The sequence below is a fragment of the Tuberibacillus calidus DSM 17572 genome, from assembly GCF_000430685.1.
GTDB classification, from domain to species: domain Bacteria; phylum Bacillota; class Bacilli; order Bacillales; family Sporolactobacillaceae; genus Tuberibacillus; species Tuberibacillus calidus.
Map to the genome: position 1 here is coordinate 1 of NZ_AUMM01000047.1, position 24,073 is coordinate 24,073.

A 24,073-nucleotide genomic window follows, 5' to 3' on the forward strand; every position below is an offset into this window, starting at 1 on the left:
CGGAGTGATTTGTACCATTCGGGCATGACCCAGTAAAGGAGCTTTTCCGGCCTCCACCTCATGGATAGGTAGAACGAAGGAATGTAAGAGCTTTGACTCTGTGAGACATGGGAGGGTAAACCGCCATGAGCGTTGTGGAGATCCCTATGTGCGATCATATCTTTGTTACCAGATAAAGGTAAATAGAACCTTTGTCTTACACGAAGTCAACTTAAACATCCATTTATTAGGTAAAATACCTATAATATCCATGAATTGATTGACAGGTAAAAACAATTGGTGCAGATTTCCGGAGAAAATGCGAGTAATTTTAAGAAAAACTTTATTTTATAGAGGGAGTATATAAAATGAATGGCACAGACAAAGAGGGATGTTGGAAAAAGCACCTTCAATAGTTAAAAAATCAAAAAAAGTACATTCCTATAGGCCAAAAAGAGCTTGATAACTTTCTTAGCCGTTTCCGTACATGAAAAATACCACAGTTTACATCACTGTGGTAGACCCGAATTTTTATACTTTCTTATCCTTTAAAAAAGCGCCCCGTTTCCGACTTAAAGCCGGAAAAACGCGGCGCTTTGGGCCGATTAGCCTTTTCATCTTTATGACGTGCGTTGCGGTATTTCGTTTTCTGTATGGTGGCGTTCAAGGTTGACAAATTTGTTGTATTCCTTAATGAAGGCAAGTTCAACGGTGCCGACCGGGCCATTTCTTTGTTTAGCGATAATGATTTCGATAATGTTTTGTTTTTCCGATTCCTTATTGTAATAATCATCGCGGTATAGGAAGGCGACGATATCGGCATCCTGTTCGATGCTTCCGCTTTCCCGTATATCGGACATCATCGGGCGTTTATCCTGACGCGATTCCACGCCACGGGAGAGCTGCGATAAAGCAATGACAGGGACTTCCAACTCGCGGGCAATCGCCTTCAAAGAACGAGAAATCTCGGAAACTTCTTGTTGGCGGTTTTCGTTTCTTCCGGTCCTTGACCCTTGGATAAGTTGCAAATAGTCTATTAGTACCATGCCCAGGCCCTTTTCTTGTTTTAAGCGGCGGCATTTTGAACGAATTTCATTGACCCTTATCCCGGGGGTATCGTCAATATAGATACCCGCATTGGACAAACTGGCCATTGCCATCGTCAGCTTTTGCCAATCTTCTTCCGCTAATTTACCGGTACGGAGCCTTTGTGCGTCAATATTACCTTCCGCGCACAACATCCGCATGACCAATTGTTGAGCACCCATCTCAAGGCTGAAAATCGCGACATTTTCATTCGTTTTCGTGGCGACGTTTTGAGCGATATTGAGCGCAAACGCCGTCTTCCCGACAGAAGGACGCGCCGCGACGATGATCAAGTCGTTTTTCTGAAAGCCGGCCGTCATCCGATCCAGTTCAATAAAACCGGTGGGGATGCCCGTCACATCACCTTTGCGATTATGAAGCATTTCGATGTTGTCATAGGCTTCAACGAGGATGTCCTTAATTGACTGAAAAGCGGTGGATCGTTTTCGTTGCGAAACTTCGAGAATCGCCTTCTCAGCATCATCCAAAATGACATCGACATCGTCATCTCTTGTGTATCCGTCTGATACGATCTTAGTCGCAGAGCGGATCAATCGCCTAAGCAGTGATTTCTCCTCAACGATTTGGCTGTAAAACTCAATATTTGCCGCCGTCGGTGTTGAGTTTGCCAGCTCACTAATGTAATCGAGTCCACCGACTTCATCTAATAGTTTTTGGTTGCGTAATTCAGCCGTTACCGTCACGACATCAACCGGTTCACCGCGTTCCGATAAATCCAGCATCACTTGAAAAATCCGTTGATGGCTCGTCCTGTAAAAATCTTCAGGCATCAATCTTTCAGAAGCCGCTCCAATAGCGGACGGCTCTAAAAAGATGGCCCCCAAAACGGCTTGTTCAGCTTGTATATTTTGTGGCGGTGTCCGATCAGCAAATAAATCACTCATGGTTTACCTTCAATTCCCCAGTCTTTTTTGGTATCGCAAAGTGTCCTGACTTTGTTACTGTTCCTTGACATGGACTTTCAATGTGGCGGTAACATTCGGATGCAATTTAATGGGCACATTCGTATAACCCAACGTCCGAATGGGCTCGGGTAAATCGATTTTCCGCTTATCAATTTGTATTTTTTTTGCTTTTAGTGCATCCGCAATTTGTTTCGATGTCACCGACCCGAAAAGACGACCGCCTTCACCGGATTTAGCTGGGATCGTCACTTCAAGCGCCTCGATTTGTGCTTTTACCTTTTGCGCTGCTTCAAGTTCTTCCTTTTGGCGCTTGGCTTCTTGTTTTTTATGTTGCTCCAACTGGTTGAGATTGCTTTTATTCGCTTCCACTGCTAGCTTTCTGGGAATGAGATAATTTCTGGCATAACCTTCGGAAACTTCCTTGACGTCACCGGCTTTTCCTTTGCCTTTGACATCTTTTAAAAAAATCACTTTCATTCAGTATCTCCCCCTTCAAGAAATGTATCAATCGCTTTTTTCAACCGGTCTTCAGCTTCTTCAATGGTTGTATCCATCTGTGTGGCGGCGTTGGTTAGATGACCGCCTCCACCAAGGTTTTCCATAATCACTTGGACGTTGATGTCACCGAGTGATCGTGCGCTAATGCCCACTTGGCCATCCGGCCGCTTACAAATGACAAAAGAAGCCTTTATGCCATTCATAGAAAGGAGAGTATCCGCTGCCTGAGCAATAATGACTTGATCGTCAATGTCCTTTTCTCCTCCAACAGCGATCGCGATATGGTCTCTGTAAATCTTTGCTTTTTGAATCAGCAAGGCTCTTTTCTTGTATTGTTGAAGGTCATCTTTAAGCAGTTTCTGAAGGATAACTGTGTCGGCCCCGTTTCCACGCAAAAAAGAAGCGGCATCAAATGTCCGCGCACCCGTGCGCATGGTAAAGTTTTTCGTATCAACCGCAATCCCCGAAAGAATTGCGGTGGCCTCTAGGACATCAAGCTTCGGCGGTTTTGTTTGGTATTCCAATAATTCAGTGACTAATTCAGCCGTCGATGAAGCATAAGGTTCCATATAGACTAAGACAGGATCTTCGATAAACTCTTCACCACGGCGATGGTGGTCAATGACAACGATTCTATCAGAGGCCTCTAATAACCTTGGCTCTGCGACCATATCTGGCCGATGCGTATCAACGACGACAACAAGCGTTTCGGAAGTCACCCATTCATACGCTTGATCCGAAGCAATAAACTTACTCCAAAGAGTTTCTTTTTGTTTAATTAGTTCTAGTAAACGGGTAATCCCCGTTGTGTGTTGTTCCGCTTCAAGGACGATTGATGCTGTTTTCCCACAGGCTTCTGCGATTTTCATAATGCCGATGGCAGAACCAATGGCATCCATATCCGGCTGTTTATGCCCCATCACAAACACTTGGCTGCTTTCCCGAATGAGTTCGGATAAAGCATGTGAAATGACGCGAGCCCGGACGCGGGTGCGCTTTTCGATCGGGTTCGTTTTCCCTCCGAAAAACCGGACTTTTCCCGATGGATGTTTAATGGCGACTTGATCTCCGCCACGTCCCAAGGCAAGATCTAATGCCGATTGCGCCAACTGCCCAAGTTCGATGAAATCAGCAGCCTCGGCTCCGATTCCGATGCTGATCGTTAGCGGCACCGGTTCTTCCGATGTTTCTTCTCTTATTTTATCAAGAATATCAAAACGGTTTTTCTCTAAATCCCGAAGAATTTTACGATTCATGACGACGATGAACTTTTCAGAAGAAAACCTTTTAAAATAAATGCCGTGTTCGGTCGCCCAATCTTTAAGTAAATTGGTGATTTCGTTATTTAATCGGCTTCGTTCTTGATCATCCATGCCTTGGGTGATTTCATCGTAATTATCAAGACAGAGGATGCCGAACACCGTTTTTTCATTTTCATATTTCGCTTTCGTTTCTATAATCTCTGTGATATCAAAAAAATAAAGGAGGCGTTCATCCGGCTTTATCATCACGCGATAAAGATGCCCGTCAATTTCAACGATATCCCGATCACTTTCTTCTTTTATCATTGGGATCAGTTGATCGGATAACTCACTCAGAGGCTTTGAAATAAGATTTGGTCGTTCAGCGGTTAACTCAGCCATAAATCGGTTAAACCATTCGATCTGATAGGCTTCATCATAAAGAACGACACCGACCGGCATCTCTTGAAAAGCTTCTTCCCCGGCTTTTTTTATTCGACATGTTAAAGCCTCGATATAGGTTTCGGCCTGTGCGGCTTGCTTTAGATAGACCGTTCTTAAAGCGACAGCGGCAATAAGAAAAACAATGCCCCCAAACAGGCCTAAATAAGGATTGATAACGGCGGTCAATCCTACAAAAATGAGCATTAAAAACGCCGCAATGTATACCGTCATACGGCGCCCCCCATATATCCATTTCTTTGACATACCGTCAACCCCTATTTGTTCTTACTGTTTTCTTATGCGCGCTCTTAAACCGATCCCTAAATCAATTATACCTAATATACGAATGATATAAAGCGTAAAAGGGAAAAGAACCCCGATGACTGATAAGAGAATTGGTACAGCCACAGCTGTTCCTTTCGTGTAAAAAAAGTAAAATATAAAGGTTATACCTTGAAGAAGCATCGCCATCTCCAGGATTTCAAAGACATTAAAGACGAACATAAAAAGCGGTTGACCATTTTCCAACCCGCCGAAAATTAAAATGGCTAGCGTTATAAAATAATACCAAATTAGGCTTTGAGGCAATGTCCAATCTCGAAAAGGTGGCCACTTTGGAAAAGAGATACCTAATCGCCGAATGATTGGTGCGCTAACAAGCTGAACAATAAAGGTCAAGCCAATGCCGCTCACCGTTAAAATCATTGGCGTGAGTGTGGGAAGAAGTGTAAGCGATTCGCGATAAGTCTGCCATTCCTTTTCGGCCGCAATCGGCCCCCATTTTTCTGCCTCATGAGAAAAATGAATGGCACTGTTGACGATTTCTTTAATGGGATCCATTTGGAAAAATGATACCAAAATACCGTAATAGCTGACAATGGAAAGAATAGCTGCAAGGCTTCCGGCAGTTAAAATGGCAAAAGCTGACTTCCGCAAATGGATCATATACCCCATGACGAGTCCGATAACAAGAAAAATGGCAGCTCCAAAAACTGACAAAATATGCGTAAACAAAAGCGTTAAAACAGCAGATGCCAAAAAGACTGTCAAACCAAGCTTCAGTCCCCGTTTAGCTGTATAAAACATTAAGGGAAGCGGCCAGAAAAACACCCCGATCAAAGATAACGGAGGGATATAAAAACAGATTAAAAAAAAGACGACAAAAATCGCAGTTATTAATGCCCCTTCAATGAACGCTTTGGTATCTCTCATCAAATGAATCTCCTCAAATATTTTTATATACATCTTTATATTTTAGTTATTTTTTCGCCTTTCGGCAACGAGAAGAGGGTGTTACGCCTACTATCTTTTTCCATCTTGACCGTTACCGCCCATTTATAAACCATTTTTCGCGTTTTCCAAGACAGGTGCGGACATGAAAATCATTAACAAAATCAGCTTTTTTGCCGATAATAGGAATGGAGGAGATCTCTTATTGGGAGTGTTCAACCGTGGTATTGGAACCAGGTGTTTCCAAAAACGTAATACTGTTTTCTAGAGGATCGCACCGTTTTGCTGTTGCGATTGAAGCCATTATCGAAATTATCCATGTTGTAAAGGAAAGAAAAGTGCCGCTTTCGCCGCCTTCCGTTACGGGCATCATTTCGGTTAGGGACAAGATTTATCCCATCGTTGACCTTGCTGTTTTATTAGACCTTGAAAAAGTAAAAACGAATGAGGATGACGCGCGAATGATCCTTGTTCAGGTTGATGGAGAAGCATTTGCGTTATGTGCCGATCAGGTTGAAGCGTTAACGAGCTTTCAAGCATCGGAATGGAGAGCGATAGATACGGATGAAAATTCATTGTCCTCTAAGTATATCCATGGGGCCATTCAACCATCCGGTTATGGAGAAGCCGATTTGCTCGCGCTAGACGCCATCATGTCCGATTTAAAGTCTGAGGCGAAACGTTTGGCAGCCACGTAAACATCATGAAACCTGGCTCTGCTTTAGAAAAACTAGGCTCTGCCTGCTTTTTAGGCGAAGGTCGAGCCTTCTTTGCACTTTACCGTCAACTAAATAAAAAGCAAGTGCAAGCCTTTGGCGAAAAGAGCCTTTGTTGCCCTTATGCTTGCCGAAAAATGTTATTCATTCTTTCCAAGTACAAAAAAGACCGGCGCTGTTCGTTCAGCCTGCCGGTCTTCTCTTATGCGCTTTTATTCAACGGTATAGGGCAATAAAGCCATTTGACGTGCGCGTTTGATCGCTCTTGTCAATTGGCGTTGATATTTTGCACTCGTTCCCGTGACACGGCGTGGTAAAATTTTACCGCGTTCCGAGATAAACCGTTTAAGCAAGTCAACGTCTTTATAATCGATGTACTTAATATTATTAACCGTAAAGTAACATACTTTGCGGCGTTTACCGCGTCCGCGACGTGCCATGCTGTTCCCTCCTTCTTAAAAAGGTAAATCATCATCCGAAATATCAATCGGTTGACCTTCTCCTGCAAACGGGTCATCACTATGTCCGAACGGATCACCGAGGTCCTGATGTGCGCCACGATTCGGAGCCTGTGGTTGTGACGTAAATGATGATGGGTTCATTGCCGGCGCCTGACCTCTGGCACCCTTTGGTTCTAAAAATTGAACATTATCTGCAACAACTTCCGTTACATAAACGCGCCGACCTTCGCTATTATCATAGCTGCGCGTTTGCAGACGACCATCAATGCCGACAAGGCTCCCTTTTCCGACGAAATTGGCCACATTTTCGGCTTGACGCCGCCAAACAACGATTTGTATAAAATCAGCTTCCCGTTCCCCTTGTTGGTTGGTAAACGGACGATTGACAGCAATCGTGAAATTCGCCACCGCCACTCCGCTTGGCGTGTAACGGAGCTCAGGGTCCCTAGTCAGCCGACCGACTAAAATCACACGATTAATCATCAGAACTCTCCCCGTTTTTGACATTATTCACGTTCGTCTCGGATGGTCATAAAACGAATCACGTTCTCATTAATTTTGGCCAAACGGTCAAACTCGTTAATGGCTTCCGTTCCCGCTGTGACATAGAGAACAACATAAATACCGTTACGATGACCATCAATTTCATAGGCCAAGCGGCGTTTACCCATTTCTTGTACTTCATTGATTTCCGCGCCATTATCCGTCAAGATTTTGGCTAAGTTTTCCTTAGCTGCTTTTTCAGCTTCTTCATCAAGATCAGGACGCAGAATGTACATGATTTCGTATTTACGCATATATTTCACCTCCCTGTGGTCTGTACGGCCCCCGAAGGAGCAGAGGGGTTTTCCACTCACAAAGATATATTATAGAGCATTCATCTATTAAAATCAATCATTTCCGAAGCACGGTGAGATTTTCCATGACCAAGCAGAAACATTGGCGTTTCTAAAAAATGACGAGCTCCGCTTAAACATTGATAGGGGATTGTAGACCAATCAGACATTAAAGCGGAAATGCATGATATCGCCATCTTGGACGACATAGTCTTTCCCTTCGAGACGGAGGCGTCCATTTTCTTTCGCCTTCGCCATCGATCCTGCGGCCATTAAATCTTCAAACGACACGACCTCAGCGCGAATAAAGCCGCGTTCAAAATCACTATGGATGATGCCGGCAGCTTGCGGTGCTTTCATGCCGCGTTTAAACGTCCAAGCGCGGACTTCTTTTTCGCCCGCCGTAAAATAAGTGGCAAGCCCCAACAGCTTGTAACTTTTTTCGATGAGCTGATCCAGCCCCGAGCGTGAAATGCCGAGTTCGGACAAAAAGGCAGCTTTTTCTTCCGGGTCAAGTTCGGCAATTTCCGCTTCAATTTTCGCCGAAATGACGACCACTTCCGAGCCTTCCTTCTCGGCAAAAGCTTTAACTTGTTTGACCCATTCGTTGTCTGTGCCGGAAACGATGTCGTCCTCTGAAACATTCGCCACGTACAAGACAGGTTTCATTGTCAAAAAGTTTAAAGGCTTCACGGCCAATTTTTCTTCATCTGTTAATTCTACGGCACGTGCCGGCTGGCCATTTTCAAAAGCTTCCTTTAGCTTTTGCAGGGCTGAATGTTCAATCATTGCCTCTTTGTTTTTCTGTTTAGCAATTTTCTCGACCCTTGGGATCCGCTTATTGACAGATTCCAAATCGGCCAAAATCAATTCCAAGTTAATCGTCTCAATATCATCGAGCGGGTCGACTTTTCCTGCAACATGCGTGATGTTTTTATCTTCAAAACAACGGACAACATGGGAGATGGCATCCACTTGACGTATATGAGACAAAAATTGGTTGCCAAGCCCTTCACCTTTGCTTGCGCCTTTCACAAGACCAGCAATATCCGTGAATTCAAATGTCGTTGGTATCGTTTCTTTCGGACGAAACATCGCTGTTAAATCATCCAAGCGCGGATCAGGAACATTCACCCGACCGACATTGGGGTCAATGGTACAAAAAGGGTAATTGGCAGACTCAGCCCCCGCTTGAGTAATCGCATTAAATAATGTTGATTTGCCGACATTGGGTAAACCAACAATTCCGGTTGTCAATCCCATGGTAACACTCCTCAAATTCTATATAACCTTTTTCATTATATTTGAATGTCGCGAACACCTACAACTGATGATATCGATTTATCGCTATTTCCCGGGGAATGCATTAGAATTTGTGGAAAACCGATTTTAAAGGCCTGACTTAGGCGAAGATTTTTAAAAAACGTTTGACGCGTACATAAAAAGCAATTTTCCATAAGCAAAAACCTTTCGCTCGATTCTTCAACGCAATCCTTTTAAAGGACCTTTGCTCCGCCAAGCCTTTAGGACGGTAGAGCTTTTCCCTATCGTAGCCGGAAGAATGATAGCCTTTCCTACCCGTATAAAAAAGCGGGGATGCCCCGCTGTTATTCCTCTTCGTGACTTAAAACCCTTTTTAACTTTTTCTTAAATTCACTTCTGGGAAGCATGACGCTATGGCCACACCCTTGACATTTAATGCGTATGTCGGCGCCCATTCGGATGATCTTCCAACGGTTTTCACCACAAGGGTGCTGTTTTTTCATCTCCACAACATCATGAAGCTGAAACACTTTGTCTTCCGGCATGTTTCATTCCCCCTAGTTAACAGGATAATGAAAACTTGGCTCTGCCAAGCCTATTAGGGCGTAGGTAGAGCCTCAGTTGTCCTTTTGCAGGTCTAGAAATATTTTATACTTTATTGTCTTTATTAAAAAGTCAGTTTTTCCTCAAGGAATGTGGCAAGGTTCGCAATGGGCAGTCTCACTTGTTCCATTGTATCGCGATCCCGAACCGTCACTTGACCGTCTTCTAAAGAATCGAAATCAAAAGTGATACAATACGGTGTGCCGATTTCATCCTGACGGCGATAGCGCTTGCCGATTGATCCCGTGACATCATAATCAACCATGAATCGCTTCGACAGGTCGCGATAGATTTTATGCGCTTCTTCATCGAGCTTTTTCGAAAGCGGAAGAATAGCTGCCTTATATGGTGCTAAAGCAGGATGCAAATGCAAAACGGTACGGATATCGCCATCTCCAACCTGTTCTTCGTCATAGGCATCGATTAAAAAGGCGAGGGTGACACGATCGGCACCTAATGACGGTTCAATGACATATGGCAAATACCGTTCGTTTGTGACGGGATCAATGTATTGCAAATCTTCACCCGATAATGCCATGTGCTGTTTCAAATCATAATCCGTGCGCGAAGAAATGCTAGACAGCTCACTCCAACCAAACGGAAAGAGGTATTCAATATCGGTTGTACCTTTGCTGTAATGCGGCAATTCTTCGGGTTCATGGTCACGCAGTCGAATATGTTCTGGTTGCATGTTTAACGATGTGAGCCAATTCCGGCTAAACGTTTTCCAGTAATCAAACCATTGTTCTTCATCGCCGGGGGCACAGAAAAACTCTAGTTCCAATTGTTCAAATTCCCGGGTTCTAAACGTAAAATTCCCCGGCGTAATCTCATTGCGGAAGGCTTTACCAACTTGACCAATGCCGAACGGAATCTTTTTGCGCATCGTTCGTTGCACATTTTTGAAGTTGACGAAAATCCCTTGAGCGGTCTCCGGGCGTAAATAAATCGTATCCGCGCTCGTTTCTGTTACCCCTTGATACGTTTTAAACATTAAATTGAATTGGCGAATCGGCGTAAAATCATGAGCGCCGCAGTTCGGACATGTGACATGATGGGTATCGATCAACTCTTCCATTTCTGTAAAGCTCATGCCTTCAATAGAGCGGCCTAATGCCTTTTCATCTATTTGGCCTTCTAATAATTTATCGGCGCGATGGCGGGCCTTACATGCCTTACAATCGATCATTGGGTCATTAAAATTTTTCAGATGGCCGGAGGCTTCCCATGTTTTTGGGTTCATCAAAATCGCGGCATCCAGCCCAACATTATATTCCGATTCCTGAACAAATTTTTTCCACCACGCCTTTTTGACATTGTTTTTCAATTCAACTCCAAGAGGGCCGTAATCCCAAGAATTCGCAAGGCCGCCGTAGATTTCGGAGCCTGGAAAAATAAACCCTCTTTGTTTGGCAAGATGAACGATTTTTTCCATTGTTACAGACATCACAAACACCCTCTTTAATTATGTTCTTAAGAAATGAGAAAAAGCCCCGTCCAAAGGCCAATCATTGCCTAGGGACGGGAGCTTCCCGCGGTTCCACCCTAATTGTCATGTGCGAAACATGACCCCTTCATTAAAAACAGCTTAGGAGTGCCTTTCCTGCTGGTTTTGGTCCGGGCTCACACTCTCCCCGGATCGCTTTGCCGAAAACGAAAGCAGTACTCTCTCCATCATCGCCGTGCCATATTTCATCATTGTTATAATCGTATTATATGATAACTCCTTCTGGGAACGCAAATGCCATTGAAATTTTTTCTGCCGTTGGGGAGATTGATTACTGCCCTGGAAAAATTGCAGCTTGTAACTAAATCAAAAATCCAGTTATTGTAAAATAAAAATTGTCTTCAGCCAAATAAGGCCAATGATGTTGCCAGACATCTTTTTAAAGTAAAAACAAATCCTGTGAATGCCTTTTGTTATTTCATATGTCTCCCTCAATTATTTGAAGTAGCTTTTCCCCTTTACAATTCCCTGCTTGAAGTATTTTAAAAGATTCCCGGCATCTTTTCATGTTATTTTCGTCCCCTTTCATTAATGGGGTAAATTAGAAGAGCAGCCAAAAAGTATAAGTTGCATAAGGCATACAGAGGATAAAGCACTTGAATAAGCGTTGAAAAGCCAACTAGAGTTAAAGGGAACATTAAGACCAAAAAAATAAGTGTCAACACCCAAGCAGGCTTTTTAATGTATTTACCCACTCTTGTCACTAAACCTAAGAGTCCTGTCGAAGCCGTTGTAAAAATGGCAAACCAAAGAACGGCTGAGACAATTATATTAAAAAAATATGGAAACGACTTAATAAGGGCATAAAGCGGAATTTCATAAATCAACAAGTCTTTCGTGACTTGTACTAACGACTGATTGTAGAAAAAAGAAATGCCTCCTAATATTAATCCGCTGCCGACCGATGCCAGCCAAATTTCTCCTTTTGATAGAATTTCATGACCAATGGCGCCAACAACAGCTACCAAAGAAATGACATTTAACGCCGTAAACATCAATGCCCGCGGCCAATTGGCCGGTCCATCCCAAGGAAGTACCCAGGAATATTTCATTCCATGACTAGATAACAATAAAATCAGAAGCAAGACGAGAATGAGCACTGGAACAATGAACATATTGATGGTAACCATACTTTTTACCCCTCTAATAAAGACAACTATCAGAAGCACGCCAATAAAAGCTACCCCATACCAATAAGGCACATGCAAGATTTCTAACGTGGCGCCGCCTCCCGATAGCATGACCGCTGTTGTCGTAAATAATGAGGAAAAAAGCAGAAAATCATAGACGGCTGCTAATCTTTCTCCGAGCACAGCCGAAAGCACCGGAAGATAATGTACGGTTTTTCTTTCATAACTGATGCGCATGATCCAATACGTCGAAAAGATAAACAAAATGGTAAAAAGTAAAATGGCTAAACTGCTGTCTTGTCCAAAAAATTGCCATAGTTCCCGTCCTGAAGCATATCCAGCGCCGATCATCGTTCCAAGAATCAAAAACATCCATCTTAACCCAGCTAAAACCACAAATGGTTTCCTCCAATTTTTTTCATCCAATGTATAGAAATCGCTTTTCCTCCGTATACTATTACTGTTATGACGAAGGAGAGGAACCTATGAGTCTAAAAGGGACAATTCGGACATTTATTAAAGGCAATGAAGATAGAATTTCATATAAAGATCCGACGTCGAGAGTAAAACTTTCAAAGGAGCTTGACAGATTATTAAAAGACGTCGATTCAACTCGACCGATTGTTATTGTTTCGATTGGCACCGACCGCTCAACGGGTGATTCCTTGGGTCCTCTCGTCGGCACCCATTTACTAAAGTTTAAAGACCGGCCTTATGTCGTCTATGGTACACTTGAAGAGCCCGTACATGCGATTAATTTAAAGGCGACGCTTAAAGAAATTAGTGAACGATATTGCGATCCCTTTATCATTGCGATTGATGCCTGTCTCGGACGTCACTATAATATCGGGACAATTACCGCTGCCAGAGGGCCGCTTATCCCGGGGGCAGGTGTCAAAAAGGATTTACCTCCCGTCGGTCATATACACATAACGGGGATCGTTAATGTAAGTGGGTATATGGAATACATTGTTTTACAAAACACGCGCTTATCCCTTGTTATGGGCATGGCCGAAGTCATCGGTGACTGTGTGCATTATTCCCTAAAGCGGCACTTTCTCTCTTCCTCTCCGACTAAAATTACTTTCAAATAAAAACGCTCCTATTTTTAAAGGAGCGTTTATTCCTTATATGTAAAATAAAAAAGTGACGATACCCGCACAAACCACTAGACTTGGGAGCAAATTCGCCGTTTTGATCTTTGTAATGTTTAAAAGATTCAAGCCGATAGCAAGAATCAAAACACCACCGGTTGCCGTCATTTCAGCAAGAAAACTTTGTAATAATTGATCAGGAATAAATCGGACAATTCCTGTCGCCGCTAAGGCAATAGCCCCTTCATAAATAAGAACGGGAAACGCAGAAAAAAGCACGCCGATGCCTAAGGTCGTCGCAAAAATAATGGCAAAAAAACCATCTAACATCGATTTCGTATAAAGCACTCGATGGTCGCCCTTCAAACCACTATCAATTGCACCAACTACTGCCATGGCGCCGACAACGAAAACTAAAGTCGCCGTCACAAATGCTTTCGCGATATTCTGTTCAGACTTTTCACCGCCAACAAGTCTTTCCAACCAACTACCGAACCGATTCAAATATTTCTCTAAATCTAACCATTCCCCTATAATGCCGCCTAACGCTAAACTGCCAATCACTACTAAAAAATGCTGGCTTTTTAACGCCATCTGCAAGCCTAAAACGACGACTGCCAATGCCATGCCCTGTGTCACAGTCGTTTTCACTTTATCGGGAATTCGTTGGAATAACGTTCCTATCAGACTCCCAAAGATGATCGCTAAGGTATTCACAATCGTCCCGAACAACGCCATTTTCTCAAACCACTCCGCTCACATAAAATATGGTAAACTTTGCTCTGCTAAAAAATTTTGCTCTGCCAAGCCTTAGGTGAATGCTGAATCTGAAAGTTTTCTTTGTGCAGGACTAGTTAAAATTCCAGTACGAGCTTTTTTGTGTAAAAGCAGAGCCTGAGTTGCCTGATGCTAGTCCAAAAAGGTGATCTTACATACAAGGACAACCCTAATCATGCGATGCCAGTAATAAAATATCCTCTTACCAGCACAAAGAAAAAGAACCACTGTGAAAAGTGATTCTCTTATCCTTCTAACAGTTCAAGCAACCGATTTAAATCATCAACAGAGTAATATTCAATTTCAATTTTCCCTCTGCCGGATTTGTTGGTCGGTTTTATTTCGACCGAGGTTCCGAACCGTTGACGTAAAATCGCTTCTTTTTCCTTTATCACAGCATCTTTTTTAGGTTTTGTTTTTTTCGATGTTTCACGTGAAACATTTTGATTTAATTTTTGAATCCATTTTTCCAAATCACGCACATTCATTTGATCTTTAATCACTTTATCGACAACGAATGGCAATTTGCTCTTATTTTTCAATGATAAAAGTGCTCGTCCATGGCCCATGGAAAGTTTACCCTCAGCAATGAGTTGGCGAATCGGTTCATTTAATTGGAGCAACCGCAACTGATTGGCAATGTGTGGTCGGCTTTTGCCCACCCTCTTCGATAGCTCTTCTTGTGTGATGTTTAATTCCTCTATAAGTTTTTTATAAGCTTGTGCTTCTTCGATTGGATTTAAATTTTCCCGTTGCAAATTTTCTATTAATGCAATTTCCATCATTTTTGCGTCAGTCAAAGACTTAACGATGGCAGGAACGGTTTTCAGTTTAGCTTCTATGGCTGCCCGATATCTTCTTTCACCCGCGACGATTTCATAGCCCTTTAATCCTTTTCTGACAATCAATGGCTGGATAATGCCATGTTCTTGTATGGATTCTTTTAATTCCTGAATGGCTGTTTCATCAAAATTTTTCCGCGGTTGATAAGGATTTGGTTTCAAATCCTTTACTTTAATTTCTATCACAGCCTCATTGTCTTCCGTCAGTGCATCAGGAAAAAAAGCATTGATGCCTTTACCTAACCCTCTTGTCATCCATTCATCACTTCCTTTGCCAGTTCTAAATAAACTTCGGCACCACGTGATTTGGGGTCATAAATAATAATCGGTTTGCCATAACTCGGCGCTTCACTCAGTCGGACATTCCTTGGAATGATGGTGCGGTAAACTTTATCTTGAAAATATTTTTTCACTTCATCAATGACTTGAATGCCTAAATTTGTTCGCGCATCCAACATTGTTAAAAGCACGCCTTCAATCATCAAATGGTGATTGAGATGTTTTTGCACAAGACGGACAGTGCTGAGCAATTGACTTAGACCTTCCAAAGCGTAATATTCACATTGGACCGGAATAATGACGGAATTAGAAGCTGTAAGCGCGTTGATTGTTAAGAGGCCTAAAGATGGTGGACAATCAATTATGATATAGTCATACTTATTCTTAATTTTTTCCAACGCTCGCGAAAGCCGCACTTCCCTAGAGATCGTGGGGACAAGTTCAATTTCCGCACCAGCTAATTGTATCGTAGAGGGAATGATATCGAGTCCTTCCACATCTGTCGGTTTGATCACGTCCTCCGGGTCGACATCATCTACAAGTATATTATATATGCATTCTTCGACGTCACCTTTTTCAATGCCAACCCCGCTTGTTGCGTTACCTTGGGGATCAATATCAATTAAAAGCACCTTTTTTCCCATATAAGCCATACAGGCACTAAGGTTTACAGATGTCGTCGTTTTACCAACACCGCCTTTTTGATTGGCGATCGAAAATATTAAACCCAACATTTTCACCTCATAAACTTCCATATTCAATAACAACATTTTATCATGAAATAGAGTAAAGAATAATAGTTTTACAGTATTCCCATTAAATTAAACTCGCCGATAAACCAAACCTTGTGAATGAAAGGAGATTTTCATTAAAATAAGGACATGGCTTTTTAAAATTCTACCCATCCCTTAGTGAAGATTGGCTTAATCTATAATATACATTCTTAACATTACAAGCCTTTTGGGTGTAGAGAGACTTCGTTTACGAGTTTCTAAAGCGCTATACTTTCTCACCAGTATAAAAAAGAAGCCTCCCCTGGCCCCTTTTTCTTTAACTATTCTTTGGTATTTTAATCGTAAATTGATAATAATCGCCTAAATCCTCTTCACTTGTATCGATTTTGACCCCTGTCTCAGTCACCATCGACACCGATTGCCGTATCGTATTAACAGCAATCCGAACATCTTTACTGAGAAGCACCGATCTTCGTTTAGGTTTTGGTTTCGTCTTTTTCTCTAAAATATTTTTAATGCGGTCTTCTGTTTGTTTTACATTCAAATTCTTTTCAAGAATTTCATTAAAAACTTGTGCTTGTTTTTCGGGTAAGTTTTTTAAAGCAATTAAAGCTCTGGCATGGCGTTCGGTAATTTTTTTCTCTAATAGAGCATTTTGAATACTCGTTGGCAATTTCAATAGCCTTAGCTTATTCGCAATGGTCGATTGTCCTTTCCCTAATTGTTGGGCAAGGCTTTCCTGCGTCAAGCCATGGATGTCTATGAGTTTGGCATAAGCCATGGCTTCTTCAATGGCGGTGAGTTCTTCCCTTTGTAAGTTTTCTATTAACGCAACCGCTGCCGTTTTTTCATCGTCGTAACTTTTAATAATGGCCGGAATGGTTTTCCAACCGAGATGATTGGCTGCCCGCCAACGGCGCTCACCGGCAATGATTTCATACTTATTTTCTTCATATTGACGAACAACGATAGGCTGAATGATGCCGTGCGTCTCCAATGTCCGAGCAAGTTCCTCAATTTTATCATCTTGAAAGATGGTTCTTGGTTGAAATCTATTTGGCGTAATCGCATCGATTGGTAATTCTTCGACCCTTTCATGCGGTTCCGTTTCAGACAATTCTTGTTTTTCCCCTTGACCAAACAGTTTGGAAAAAGGATGTTTCATTGACGTCACCACCCTTTTTGATTTCCCGGTTCTCTAATGTCGTACATGTATTAATTCGTTTATACTATGTAAAAATCCTGCCTGTACATATGTGTTTCACGTGAAACATTTTTAAAACGCGGCGGAACGCCATTTAAACCGACTGTCCTTATCATACCATAAAAAGAGGTTTTATTTCAGTGGTTCTTTACTGGGGAGCCCAGGTTTTCTTGGGTACTTTTTCGGCGTGGGTTTTGTTTTATTGATAAAAAAGAGATAACGATGACTTTCTTCTTCCGGTAACAATAATGACTCCATACGATCGAGTTTTCCCCCAAGAAGGTGAATCGCATTTTCTGCTTCAAGGAGCTCTTCCTTGCCATTCGCACCTTTCATGGCAATAAAGACACCGCCGATTTTTGTTAAAGGAAGGCAATATTCACTCAACACCGTTAAGCGGGCCACAGCGCGGGCGGTGACGACATCAAACTGTTCCCTAAACTCGGCTTTCCGACCAAAAGTTTCAGCCCGATCGTGAAAAAGCGCCACATCCGATAATTGCAGCGCATCGACCAGCGCTCTTAAAAAATGCAGTCGTTTGTTTAAAGCGTCCACAATCGTGACATTCAGATTAGGAAAAACAATTTTTAAAGGAATTGACGGAAAACCAGCCCCGGAACCAACATCACAAACAGATTTATGGCCCTCAGAAAAGTTATAGAAGAAACTTGGAGTTAAGGAATCAAAAAAATGTTTTAAATAAACCGCTTTTTCATCGGTAATGGCCGTCAAATTCATCTTTTCGTTCCATTCGATCAACAGTTCATAATACTTATGTAATTGATTAAGTTGTAATGGAGAAAGGGAAATCCCTTTCTCCTTTAAGACTTGATTGAAATCAAACATGACCGTCCTCCGTTATTGGGCCACCTTCGCCAATTTTCCTTGTTCAAGGTAAACCAAAAGAATGGAGATATCACTTGGGTTAACGCCGGAAACGCGTGACGCTTGGCCGACAGAAATCGGTCGGACTTGGCTTAACTTTTGTTTTGCCTCAGTCGCTAGACCATTAATTGCCATATAGTCGAGGTCTTGGGGAATTTTCTTTTCCTCCATCCTCTTCATCCGTTCTACTTGCTGTAGTTGTTTAGCAATATAGCCTTCATATTTCACTTGAATTTCAATTTGTTCGGTAACTTCTTTCGGAAGTTTTTGCTCCGATGGATAAAGAGAGGAAAGCGCTTCGTAAGTCATCTCCGGCCGCTTCAGAAGTTGAATGGCGCTGACCGATTCTTTTAATTCCGAGCCACCCAAAGATTTGATCAATGCTTGCAGCTCCGGAGTCGGTTTGACGATGAGCTCAGCTAAGCGTTCCTTTTCTTGTTCAATTAACCGGCGTTTTTCAACAAAACGTTGGTAGCGTTCTTCAGAGATTAACCCAATGTCATGGCCGATTTCGGTTAATCGCAAATCGGCATTGTCATGACGCAACAACAGACGGTATTCCGCTCTTGATGTGAGTAAGCGATACGGTTCGTTTGTACCTTTCGTGACAAGGTCATCGATTAACACACCGATATAGGCTTGTGACCGATCAAGAATGATGGGGTCTTGTTGGAACACGTAGCGCGCCGCATTAATTCCAGCGATGATCCCTTGACCAGCAGCCTCTTCATACCCTGATGTGCCATTAATTTGTCCTGCAGTAAAGAGGCCTTTTACTAATTTCGTTTCAAGAGACGGCCACAATTGGGTCGGTACGATCGCATCATATTCGATGGCATAACCCGGACGCATCATGGAGACATTTTCTAGCCCAGGGATGGTTTTTAACATTTCTTTTTGAACATCCTCAGGTAAACTGGTGGATAAACCTTGCACATACACTTCGTCTGTGTTACGGCCTTCCGGTTCCAGGAACACCTGATGACGAGGTTTATCACTGAAGCGCACCACCTTATCTTCAATGGATGGGCAGTAACGCGGTCCCGTCCCTTTAATGGCACCGGAAAACATCGGTGCCCGGTCAAGATTGGCATTAATTAATGCATGCGTTTTCTCGTTGGTATACGTCAGCCAACAAGGAATTTGGTCGGTTTTATATTCCGTTGTTTCATAGGAAAAGGCGAGAGGCTCATCATCACCAGGTTGAATTTCCGTTTTACTGTAATCAATAGTATTTCCATTAACGCGCGGTGGTGTCCCCGTTTTAAATCGGACCATTTCAAAGCCCAGTTCTTGCAAATGGTACGACAGATTGATGGACGGTTGCATATTGTTTGGGCCACTCTCGTAAGACAAGTCGCCAATAATAATTTTACCGCGAAGGAAAGTCCCTGTTGTTATCACAACCGCTTTTGCGTGGTATTCCGCATTCGTATTCGTTACGACACCTTTGCAAACGCCGTTTTCAACGATTAGCCGTTCAACCATCCCTTGGCATAACGTCAAGTTTTTTTCTTTTTCGAGCGTTTTTTTCATTTCACGACCGTACAAAAACTTATCGGCTTGAGCGCGCAAGGCACGGACTGCCGGACCTTTTCTCGTATTTAGCATACGCATTTGAATATGGGTTTTATCAATATTTCGTCCCATTTCACCGCCCAGGGCATCGATTTCCCGGACGACTACCCCTTTAGCCGGGCCGCCAATGGATGGATTACATGGCATGAAGGCAATAGTATCCAAATTTAACGTCAATATAAGGGTTTTGGCACCCATTCTTGCAGAAGCAAGCGCTGCTTCCACACCGGCATGCCCCGCCCCAATCACAATCACATCAAAATCACCGGCAAAATATGTCATGGCTAATCCCACCTTTCTATTAATTTTTATTTGCCAAGACAGAATTGAGAAAAGAGTTGATCTATCAAACTTTCCGAGACCGTATCCCCAACGATTTCACCTAAAAGCTCCCACGTTTTACGAATGTCGATTTGTGCCATATCAATAGGCAAGCCTGCTTGAACGGCATCGATGGCATCATTGATCGACTGCAAAGCTTGGTTTAATAAAGCGATGTGCCTAGCATTTGTGACATACGTCAGGTCTCTGGATTCTATCCCCGTTTTGAAAAATAACTTGGCAATCGCTTCTTCCAGTTGTTCGATCCCTTCTTCGTTAATAAGTGATGTGGTGATCACCGGTCGGCCATTGGCCAGCTGTTTCACCTCATCTAAAGGGATCGCAGCTGGTAAATCCGTTTTGTTCACGATAATGATCGCATCCATGCCTTCTATAGCTTCAAAAAGACGTTTATCTTCTTCAGTCAGCGGCTCGCTGTTGTTCAATAAGAGCAACACCAAATCGGCTTCTTTCAACGCTTTTCTGGAGCGTTCAACACCGATTCGTTCGACGATATCCTCCGTCTCGCGGATCCCCGCTGTATCGATAAGTCTTAATGGAACACCCCGGACGTTCACATATTCCTCAATAATATCACGCGTCGTACCCGGAATATCCGTGACAATTGCCTTACTCTCATGTACGAGCGTATTTAATAATGAGGATTTCCCAACATTAGGGCGGCCGATGATGGCCGTCGACAACCCTTCGCGAAGAATTTTCCCTTGTCTTGCCGTCTCAAGCAGTGATTCAATCGCCGCTTTGACATCAGACGCTTGCCGAATCAATAAATCATGCGTCACTTCCTCGGCATCATACTCCGGATAGTCAATGTTCACTTCAACACTCGCGATGATTTCAAGCAATGTTTGCCGAAGGTTTCGCACCAATTTCGACAGTCGCCCTTCCATCTGATCAAGCGCCACACCCATTGCTCGATCCGTTTTGGCACGGATCAAATCCATCACCGCTTCGGCTTGTGATAAATCAATGCGACCGTTCAAAAAGGCCCGCTTTGTAAATTCACCTGGTTCTGCGAGGCGTGCCCCGGCATTTAACACCAATTCCAAAACGCGATTGACAGAGACGAGTCCACCATGACAATTAATTTCCACAACATCTTCTCTGGTAAAAGTCTTCGGAGCCCGCATGACAGTCACCATGACTTCCTCCGCTGTTTTTCCGGTTTGCGGGTCAATGATCTTCCCGTAATGAATCGTATGTGAGTCGACGGCAACCAACGGTTTACTTCCTCTATAAATTTTATCGCAGATACGAATCGCCTCAGGGCCGCTTAATCGAACAATGGCGATTGCTCCCTCTCCAATCGGCGTTGAAATGGCTGCTATGGTATCGTTTTCCACACATCTCACCTACCTTCACAAAACCATGACATGAGCGATATATCAACAGTGATTAAGTCCAAAAATAAAACAAGGCGTTTTCCACAGTGGATAGCCTCCTAAAGGATTAGCATACCACAAAATCCACTGTGGATAAAGATATCTTTTTTCAACCCCATTTTATCCCCATGTGGATAGATTTAACCCGTCGCCGTTGGAAAGGTTTAAGTGGGGCAAGTTGAAAAGGTACTTATTTTTTTCTTATCACTTAACGGGCGTTGATGGTCACCTTGTAAAAAAGTCAAGAAAACTTGGTACTTCCGAGCCTTTTAGGCAATGATAGAGCCAACGTTTCCCATAATCTGGATTGAATGTAAAATGAAACACCTTTATTACCGGTAAAAAAATAACCCTCAACTCTGAGGGTGCCTGCCCTCAAAGTCTCGGGTCAAAACCTGATTAAAATTTACTCTTTATTTTTAAAATCGATAACAACGGCGCGGTTCGGTTCTTCTCCGGTGGAATAAGTGGTAATCTCAGCAACATCCTGCAATGCCATATGGACTATTTTTCGCTCATGGGATGGCATCGGCTCTAACTTCACAGCTTTTTTAGTTTTTCTTACGCGATCCGCCGTCCTTTGAGCCAATTTTTCCAATGCCGTTTTGCGTCGCACCCGATAGTTTTCAGCGTCCAACTCAATGCGAACATTGGCATCCGAAGATTGGTTGGCGACGAGGTTCGTTAAATATTGAAGGGCATTTAACGTCAGCCCTCTTTTCCCAATAACGAGCCCTAAATCTTCACCGGTTATCAAAAATTGATAGTCCCGGTCACCAATTTTGTTAATCGCTATTTCGGAATCAATGCCAATTTTTTTTATGATCGCTTGCAAGTAGTCCTGCGCCTTGTGAATCGGATCTACTTTTACGGTTACTTTAATGACCGCTTGTTTTGATCCGATAAATCCTAAAAGTCCTTTTTTAGGCTCCTCCAAGACTTCTACATCCACTTCATCTTGCGAAACTTGTAAAGTTTTCAAGGCTTCCTCTAAAGCTTCATCCACCGATTTCCCGCTGACCGTCACTTCTTTCACTTTGTCGCTCCCCCTGTTTCCTTGGTTTTTGATTTACTCGGAGCATAAATAAAGTACGTTTGGAAAATCATAAAAATATTGCCGACGACCCAATAAAGCGCCAATGCAGCCGGAAAATTAAAGGCAAAAATGGCAATCATAATCGGGAAAACATAGGTCATAATCGCCATTTGCGGATTGGCGTTCCCCATGCGGCCGACCATAATCTTTTGTTGGATAAAAGTCGTAGCCGCTGCAATAAACGGTAAAATATAGTCGACATGCCCTAGACTGAACCAAAGAAAAGTGTGATTGCGAATCTCTTCGGTCCGATAAACCGCATGGTAGAATGCGATTAAAATGGGCATTTGAATGAGTAATGGAAAGCAACCTGCCAAGGGGTTCACATTATATTTTTGAAACAATAGCATGGTTTCTTGTTGCAATTTTTTCTGCGTTTCAGCATCTTTCGAACTGTACTTTTCTCTTAATTTCTTCATTTCCGGCTGCATTTCCTGCATCGCTTTGGAATTTTTTATTTGCTTGATGATTAAAGGTAAAATAATAAGCCGGATGATGATGGTACAAATAATGATGGAAATACCATAACTACCATTGAAAATATGAGCCACATATTTTATAAACCAAGAGAGCGGGTAAACAAACCATTCATTCCAAATGCCCTTACTGTTGGCATCGATCGGCTGGTTTAAATCTGAACATCCAGTAAGCACGAAAAATAACAGTAATAGTACCCCTGTTAACCATAACTTCTTGCGCAATCGTTTAACCTCCTTGAAACCTCGTTACCTACAAAAAACTATGTATCGTTTTCATATCATTTTTCTTTCTCCGGAACCGGATCATATCCTCCAGGATGAAAGGGATGGCACTTGAGAATTCTTTTAAATGTTAACCAAAATCCCTTAAGAAAACCAAAGCGTTGAAAGGCCACTAAGCCGTATTCGGAACAAGTTGGGTAAAAACGGCAGCTTGGCGGCTTTATAGGTGAAATGACATTTCGATAAATTTTAATGAAAAATATGGCCAGCCATTTCATTTTTGCTCGTCCTTTATCGGCCGCAAAACTCCCGATTTTTTTAGCACATGAGAGAGGGACGCTTTCGTTTGCCAATAATCCATGTCCGCTGTTGGTTTCCTCGCTATAATAACACAATCCATCCCAATGTTGAAATGGTTCTCAAGTACCCTGACGATTTCTCGTATATATCTTTTTACCCTATTCCGAGTGACGGCATTGCCGATCTTTTTGCTGACGGATAAACCGATGCGATTATAGGGTTGTCCTTTTTGGGCTAAGACATATACTACAAATTGTCGATTAGCAGTAGAGCGGCCATGCTGAAAGACGTTTTGAAAATCCTCGTTTTTTTTCAATCTCTGTATTTTCTTCACAGTTGTTGTCACTCCATTAAGAAATGGAATGCCTTACATTGATTTTACGAATCAAAGAGACATTTTGTTTCACTTTTTATACATCTATCCTATTATAGACAAAAAAGTTTCGGGTTTAACAGTCTTTATATTTATATTCCCTCATTAGTAAAAAAACCTTGACTCTGTTAAACCATTTGGACGGAGTTAGAATCAAAGTTGGGCTTTCGTTGTCCTCGTACTGAATTGAAAATGATTGACTCCCTCACCCGTAGAAAAAAGACCACTGTGAGAGAACAGTGGTCTTAAGCTGACAATACTTTTCTTCCTTTACGGCGGCGGCGCGCAAGAACTTTCCGGCCGTTTGCCGTGCTCATGCGGGCGCGAAACCCGTGTACTTTTTTTCGTTTCCGATTATTCGGTTGATAAGTCCGTTTCATCTATAACACCTCCCAAGGGATGCTCTCCATACATAAAGACTCTGACTCATTATAATTGGGATAAGCGTAAATGTCAAGGTCTCGCAATCACTCGTATGTGTCAAGATTTTCTCGACAACCTTTATAGATCAATATCTCCGGCACCCTAATTTTGTACGCCTACCCTACCGCGCTATCGCTTGGTAT

At 42.7% G+C, this 24,073-nt stretch carries 25 protein-coding genes; 2 read left to right on the top strand and 23 right to left on the bottom strand.

Annotation, left to right across the window (positions count from 1 at the left end; all coding sequences use genetic code 11):
* Nucleotides 1–599: 599 nt before the first annotated feature.
* The 4 genes from dnaB to H532_RS0111600 are packed head-to-tail and all read right to left on the bottom strand — an operon-like array spanning nucleotide 600 to nucleotide 5,386.
* Complete coding sequence (gene dnaB, locus H532_RS0111585) at nucleotides 600–1,970, bottom strand: replicative DNA helicase (protein ID WP_027725618.1); 1,371 nt, start codon at nucleotides 1,968–1,970, stop codon at nucleotides 600–602.
* 54 nt (nucleotides 1,971–2,024) lie between these two features.
* A complete protein-coding gene (gene rplI, locus H532_RS0111590; RefSeq protein WP_027725619.1) occupies nucleotides 2,025–2,468 on the bottom strand; it encodes a 50S ribosomal protein L9 in 444 nt (147 codons plus the stop codon).
* Nucleotides 2,465–4,405 carry a DHH family phosphoesterase gene (locus H532_RS0111595; protein ID WP_027725620.1) on the bottom strand — a complete coding sequence of 647 codons (1,941 nt, stop codon included), beginning with the start codon at nucleotides 4,403–4,405 and terminating at the stop codon, nucleotides 2,465–2,467. Before H532_RS0111595 ends, rplI begins: the two co-directional genes overlap by 4 nt.
* A gap of 54 nt (nucleotides 4,406–4,459) precedes the next feature.
* Nucleotides 4,460–5,386 (bottom strand): YybS family protein, encoded by a 927-nt coding sequence (locus H532_RS0111600; RefSeq protein ID WP_027725621.1) that lies wholly within the window; start codon nucleotides 5,384–5,386, stop codon nucleotides 4,460–4,462.
* Between the two features lie 239 nt (nucleotides 5,387–5,625).
* Here H532_RS0111600 and H532_RS0111605 point away from each other — a divergent pair, with 239 nt between their 5' ends.
* Nucleotides 5,626–6,102, top strand: a complete 477-nt coding sequence (locus H532_RS0111605; RefSeq protein WP_027725622.1) for a chemotaxis protein CheW — start codon at nucleotides 5,626–5,628, stop codon at nucleotides 6,100–6,102.
* A 230-nt stretch (nucleotides 6,103–6,332) separates the two neighbouring features.
* On the opposite strand, the gene rpsR is transcribed toward H532_RS0111605, so the two are convergent.
* The 7 genes from rpsR to H532_RS0111640 form a co-directional block, all read right to left on the bottom strand.
* Nucleotides 6,333–6,560 carry a 30S ribosomal protein S18 gene (gene rpsR / locus H532_RS0111610; RefSeq protein ID WP_027725623.1) on the bottom strand — a complete coding sequence of 76 codons (228 nt, stop codon included), beginning with the start codon at nucleotides 6,558–6,560 and terminating at the stop codon, nucleotides 6,333–6,335.
* A 15-nt stretch (nucleotides 6,561–6,575) separates the two neighbouring features.
* The gene (ssb, locus tag H532_RS0111615; protein WP_425426273.1) at nucleotides 6,576–7,088 is read right to left on the bottom strand and encodes a single-stranded DNA-binding protein; all 513 of its coding nucleotides are present in this window, start codon (nucleotides 7,086–7,088) and stop codon (nucleotides 6,576–6,578) included.
* A complete protein-coding gene (gene rpsF, locus H532_RS0111620; protein ID WP_027725625.1) occupies nucleotides 7,088–7,378 on the bottom strand; it encodes a 30S ribosomal protein S6 in 291 nt (96 codons plus the stop codon). Before rpsF ends, ssb begins: the two co-directional genes overlap by 1 nt.
* A 201-nt stretch (nucleotides 7,379–7,579) precedes the next feature.
* The gene (gene ychF / locus H532_RS0111625) at nucleotides 7,580–8,680 is read right to left on the bottom strand and encodes a redox-regulated ATPase YchF (RefSeq protein WP_027725626.1); all 1,101 of its coding nucleotides are present in this window, start codon (nucleotides 8,678–8,680) and stop codon (nucleotides 7,580–7,582) included.
* 344 nt (nucleotides 8,681–9,024) lie between these two features.
* A complete protein-coding gene (locus H532_RS0111630) occupies nucleotides 9,025–9,225 on the bottom strand; it encodes a DUF951 domain-containing protein (protein WP_027725627.1) in 201 nt (66 codons plus the stop codon).
* 122 nt (nucleotides 9,226–9,347) lie between these two features.
* Entirely contained in the window at nucleotides 9,348–10,730 is a 1,383-nt protein-coding gene (locus tag H532_RS0111635) for a glycine--tRNA ligase (RefSeq protein ID WP_027725628.1), read from the bottom strand.
* A gap of 569 nt (nucleotides 10,731–11,299) precedes the next feature.
* A complete protein-coding gene (locus tag H532_RS0111640; protein ID WP_027725629.1) occupies nucleotides 11,300–12,316 on the bottom strand; it encodes a YkvI family membrane protein in 1,017 nt (338 codons plus the stop codon).
* 89 nt (nucleotides 12,317–12,405) lie between these two features.
* Between H532_RS0111640 and yyaC the strand changes: the two genes are divergently transcribed.
* Nucleotides 12,406–13,014, top strand: coding sequence for a spore protease YyaC (yyaC, locus tag H532_RS18690; protein ID WP_051263288.1), 609 nt, complete (start codon nucleotides 12,406–12,408; stop codon nucleotides 13,012–13,014).
* Nucleotides 13,015–13,047: 33 nt separating this feature from the next.
* Here the strand turns inward: yyaC and H532_RS0111650 are convergent, their stop codons facing one another.
* The 12 genes from H532_RS0111650 to rpmH all read right to left on the bottom strand — a co-directional run bounded on the left by H532_RS0111650 (nucleotide 13,048) and on the right by rpmH (nucleotide 23,887).
* Nucleotides 13,048–13,752: a DUF554 domain-containing protein gene (locus H532_RS0111650; RefSeq protein WP_027725630.1), complete on the bottom strand. Its 705-nt coding sequence runs from the start codon at nucleotides 13,750–13,752 to the stop codon at nucleotides 13,048–13,050.
* Nucleotides 13,753–14,036: 284 nt separating this feature from the next.
* Nucleotides 14,037–14,888, bottom strand: coding sequence for a ParB/RepB/Spo0J family partition protein (locus H532_RS0111655; RefSeq protein WP_027725631.1), 852 nt, complete (start codon nucleotides 14,886–14,888; stop codon nucleotides 14,037–14,039).
* Nucleotides 14,885–15,643 carry a ParA family protein gene (locus H532_RS0111660; protein ID WP_027725632.1) on the bottom strand — a complete coding sequence of 253 codons (759 nt, stop codon included), beginning with the start codon at nucleotides 15,641–15,643 and terminating at the stop codon, nucleotides 14,885–14,887. The genes H532_RS0111655 and H532_RS0111660 overlap by 4 nt, the downstream gene beginning before the upstream one ends.
* A 319-nt stretch (nucleotides 15,644–15,962) precedes the next feature.
* Nucleotides 15,963–16,811: a nucleoid occlusion protein gene (gene noc, locus H532_RS0111665; RefSeq protein WP_027725633.1), complete on the bottom strand. Its 849-nt coding sequence runs from the start codon at nucleotides 16,809–16,811 to the stop codon at nucleotides 15,963–15,965.
* A 171-nt stretch (nucleotides 16,812–16,982) separates the two neighbouring features.
* Nucleotides 16,983–17,696 carry a 16S rRNA (guanine(527)-N(7))-methyltransferase RsmG gene (rsmG, locus tag H532_RS0111670; protein WP_027725634.1) on the bottom strand — a complete coding sequence of 238 codons (714 nt, stop codon included), beginning with the start codon at nucleotides 17,694–17,696 and terminating at the stop codon, nucleotides 16,983–16,985.
* A 12-nt stretch (nucleotides 17,697–17,708) separates the two neighbouring features.
* A complete protein-coding gene (mnmG, locus tag H532_RS0111675) occupies nucleotides 17,709–19,595 on the bottom strand; it encodes a tRNA uridine-5-carboxymethylaminomethyl(34) synthesis enzyme MnmG (RefSeq protein WP_027725635.1) in 1,887 nt (628 codons plus the stop codon).
* A 26-nt stretch (nucleotides 19,596–19,621) separates the two neighbouring features.
* Complete coding sequence (mnmE, locus tag H532_RS0111680) at nucleotides 19,622–20,998, bottom strand: tRNA uridine-5-carboxymethylaminomethyl(34) synthesis GTPase MnmE (RefSeq protein ID WP_027725636.1); 1,377 nt, start codon at nucleotides 20,996–20,998, stop codon at nucleotides 19,622–19,624.
* Between the two features lie 445 nt (nucleotides 20,999–21,443).
* Nucleotides 21,444–22,073: an RNA-binding cell elongation regulator Jag/EloR gene (jag, locus tag H532_RS0111685; protein ID WP_027725637.1), complete on the bottom strand. Its 630-nt coding sequence runs from the start codon at nucleotides 22,071–22,073 to the stop codon at nucleotides 21,444–21,446.
* Nucleotides 22,070–22,834: a YidC family membrane integrase SpoIIIJ gene (gene spoIIIJ / locus H532_RS0111690; RefSeq protein WP_027725638.1), complete on the bottom strand. Its 765-nt coding sequence runs from the start codon at nucleotides 22,832–22,834 to the stop codon at nucleotides 22,070–22,072. Before spoIIIJ ends, jag begins: the two co-directional genes overlap by 4 nt.
* Before the next feature lie 56 nt (nucleotides 22,835–22,890).
* Nucleotides 22,891–23,112, bottom strand: coding sequence for a membrane protein insertion efficiency factor YidD (gene yidD / locus H532_RS0111695; protein WP_027725639.1), 222 nt, complete (start codon nucleotides 23,110–23,112; stop codon nucleotides 22,891–22,893).
* On the bottom strand, nucleotides 23,109–23,468 hold the full coding sequence (gene rnpA / locus H532_RS0111700; protein WP_038112293.1) for a ribonuclease P protein component: 360 nt from the start codon (nucleotides 23,466–23,468) through the stop codon (nucleotides 23,109–23,111). The genes yidD and rnpA overlap by 4 nt, the downstream gene beginning before the upstream one ends.
* A gap of 284 nt (nucleotides 23,469–23,752) precedes the next feature.
* Nucleotides 23,753–23,887 carry a 50S ribosomal protein L34 gene (gene rpmH / locus H532_RS0111705; protein WP_027725641.1) on the bottom strand — a complete coding sequence of 45 codons (135 nt, stop codon included), beginning with the start codon at nucleotides 23,885–23,887 and terminating at the stop codon, nucleotides 23,753–23,755.
* Nucleotides 23,888–24,073 lie beyond the last annotated feature (186 nt).

Coding starts and splice junctions, on each gene's coding strand:
- dnaB (WP_027725618.1), bottom strand. CDS start 1,970: ATGAGTGATTTATTTGCTGATCGGACACCGCCACAAAATATACAAGCT.
- rplI (WP_027725619.1), bottom strand. CDS start 2,468: ATGAAAGTGATTTTTTTAAAAGATGTCAAAGGCAAAGGAAAAGCCGGT.
- H532_RS0111595 (WP_027725620.1), bottom strand. CDS start 4,405: ATGACGGTATACATTGCGGCGTTTTTAATGCTCATTTTTGTAGGATTG.
- H532_RS0111600 (WP_027725621.1), bottom strand. CDS start 5,386: ATGAGAGATACCAAAGCGTTCATTGAAGGGGCATTAATAACTGCGATT.
- rpsR (WP_027725623.1), bottom strand. CDS start 6,560: ATGGCACGTCGCGGACGCGGTAAACGCCGCAAAGTATGTTACTTTACG.
- ssb (WP_425426273.1), bottom strand. CDS start 7,088: ATGTCAAAAACGGGGAGAGTTCTGATGATTAATCGTGTGATTTTAGTC.
- rpsF (WP_027725625.1), bottom strand. CDS start 7,378: ATGCGTAAATACGAAATCATGTACATTCTGCGTCCTGATCTTGATGAA.
- ychF (WP_027725626.1), bottom strand. CDS start 8,680: ATGGGATTGACAACCGGAATTGTTGGTTTACCCAATGTCGGCAAATCA.
- H532_RS0111630 (WP_027725627.1), bottom strand. CDS start 9,225: ATGCCGGAAGACAAAGTGTTTCAGCTTCATGATGTTGTGGAGATGAAA.
- H532_RS0111635 (WP_027725628.1), bottom strand. CDS start 10,730: ATGTCTGTAACAATGGAAAAAATCGTTCATCTTGCCAAACAAAGAGGG.
- yyaC (WP_051263288.1), top strand. CDS start 12,406: ATGAGTCTAAAAGGGACAATTCGGACATTTATTAAAGGCAATGAAGAT.
- H532_RS0111650 (WP_027725630.1), bottom strand. CDS start 13,752: ATGGCGTTGTTCGGGACGATTGTGAATACCTTAGCGATCATCTTTGGG.
- H532_RS0111655 (WP_027725631.1), bottom strand. CDS start 14,888: ATGACAAGAGGGTTAGGTAAAGGCATCAATGCTTTTTTTCCTGATGCA.
- noc (WP_027725633.1), bottom strand. CDS start 16,811: ATGAAACATCCTTTTTCCAAACTGTTTGGTCAAGGGGAAAAACAAGAA.
- rsmG (WP_027725634.1), bottom strand. CDS start 17,696: ATGTTTGATTTCAATCAAGTCTTAAAGGAGAAAGGGATTTCCCTTTCT.
- mnmG (WP_027725635.1), bottom strand. CDS start 19,595: ATGACATATTTTGCCGGTGATTTTGATGTGATTGTGATTGGGGCGGGG.
- yidD (WP_027725639.1), bottom strand. CDS start 23,112: ATGAAATGGCTGGCCATATTTTTCATTAAAATTTATCGAAATGTCATT.
- rpmH (WP_027725641.1), bottom strand. CDS start 23,887: ATGAAACGGACTTATCAACCGAATAATCGGAAACGAAAAAAAGTACAC.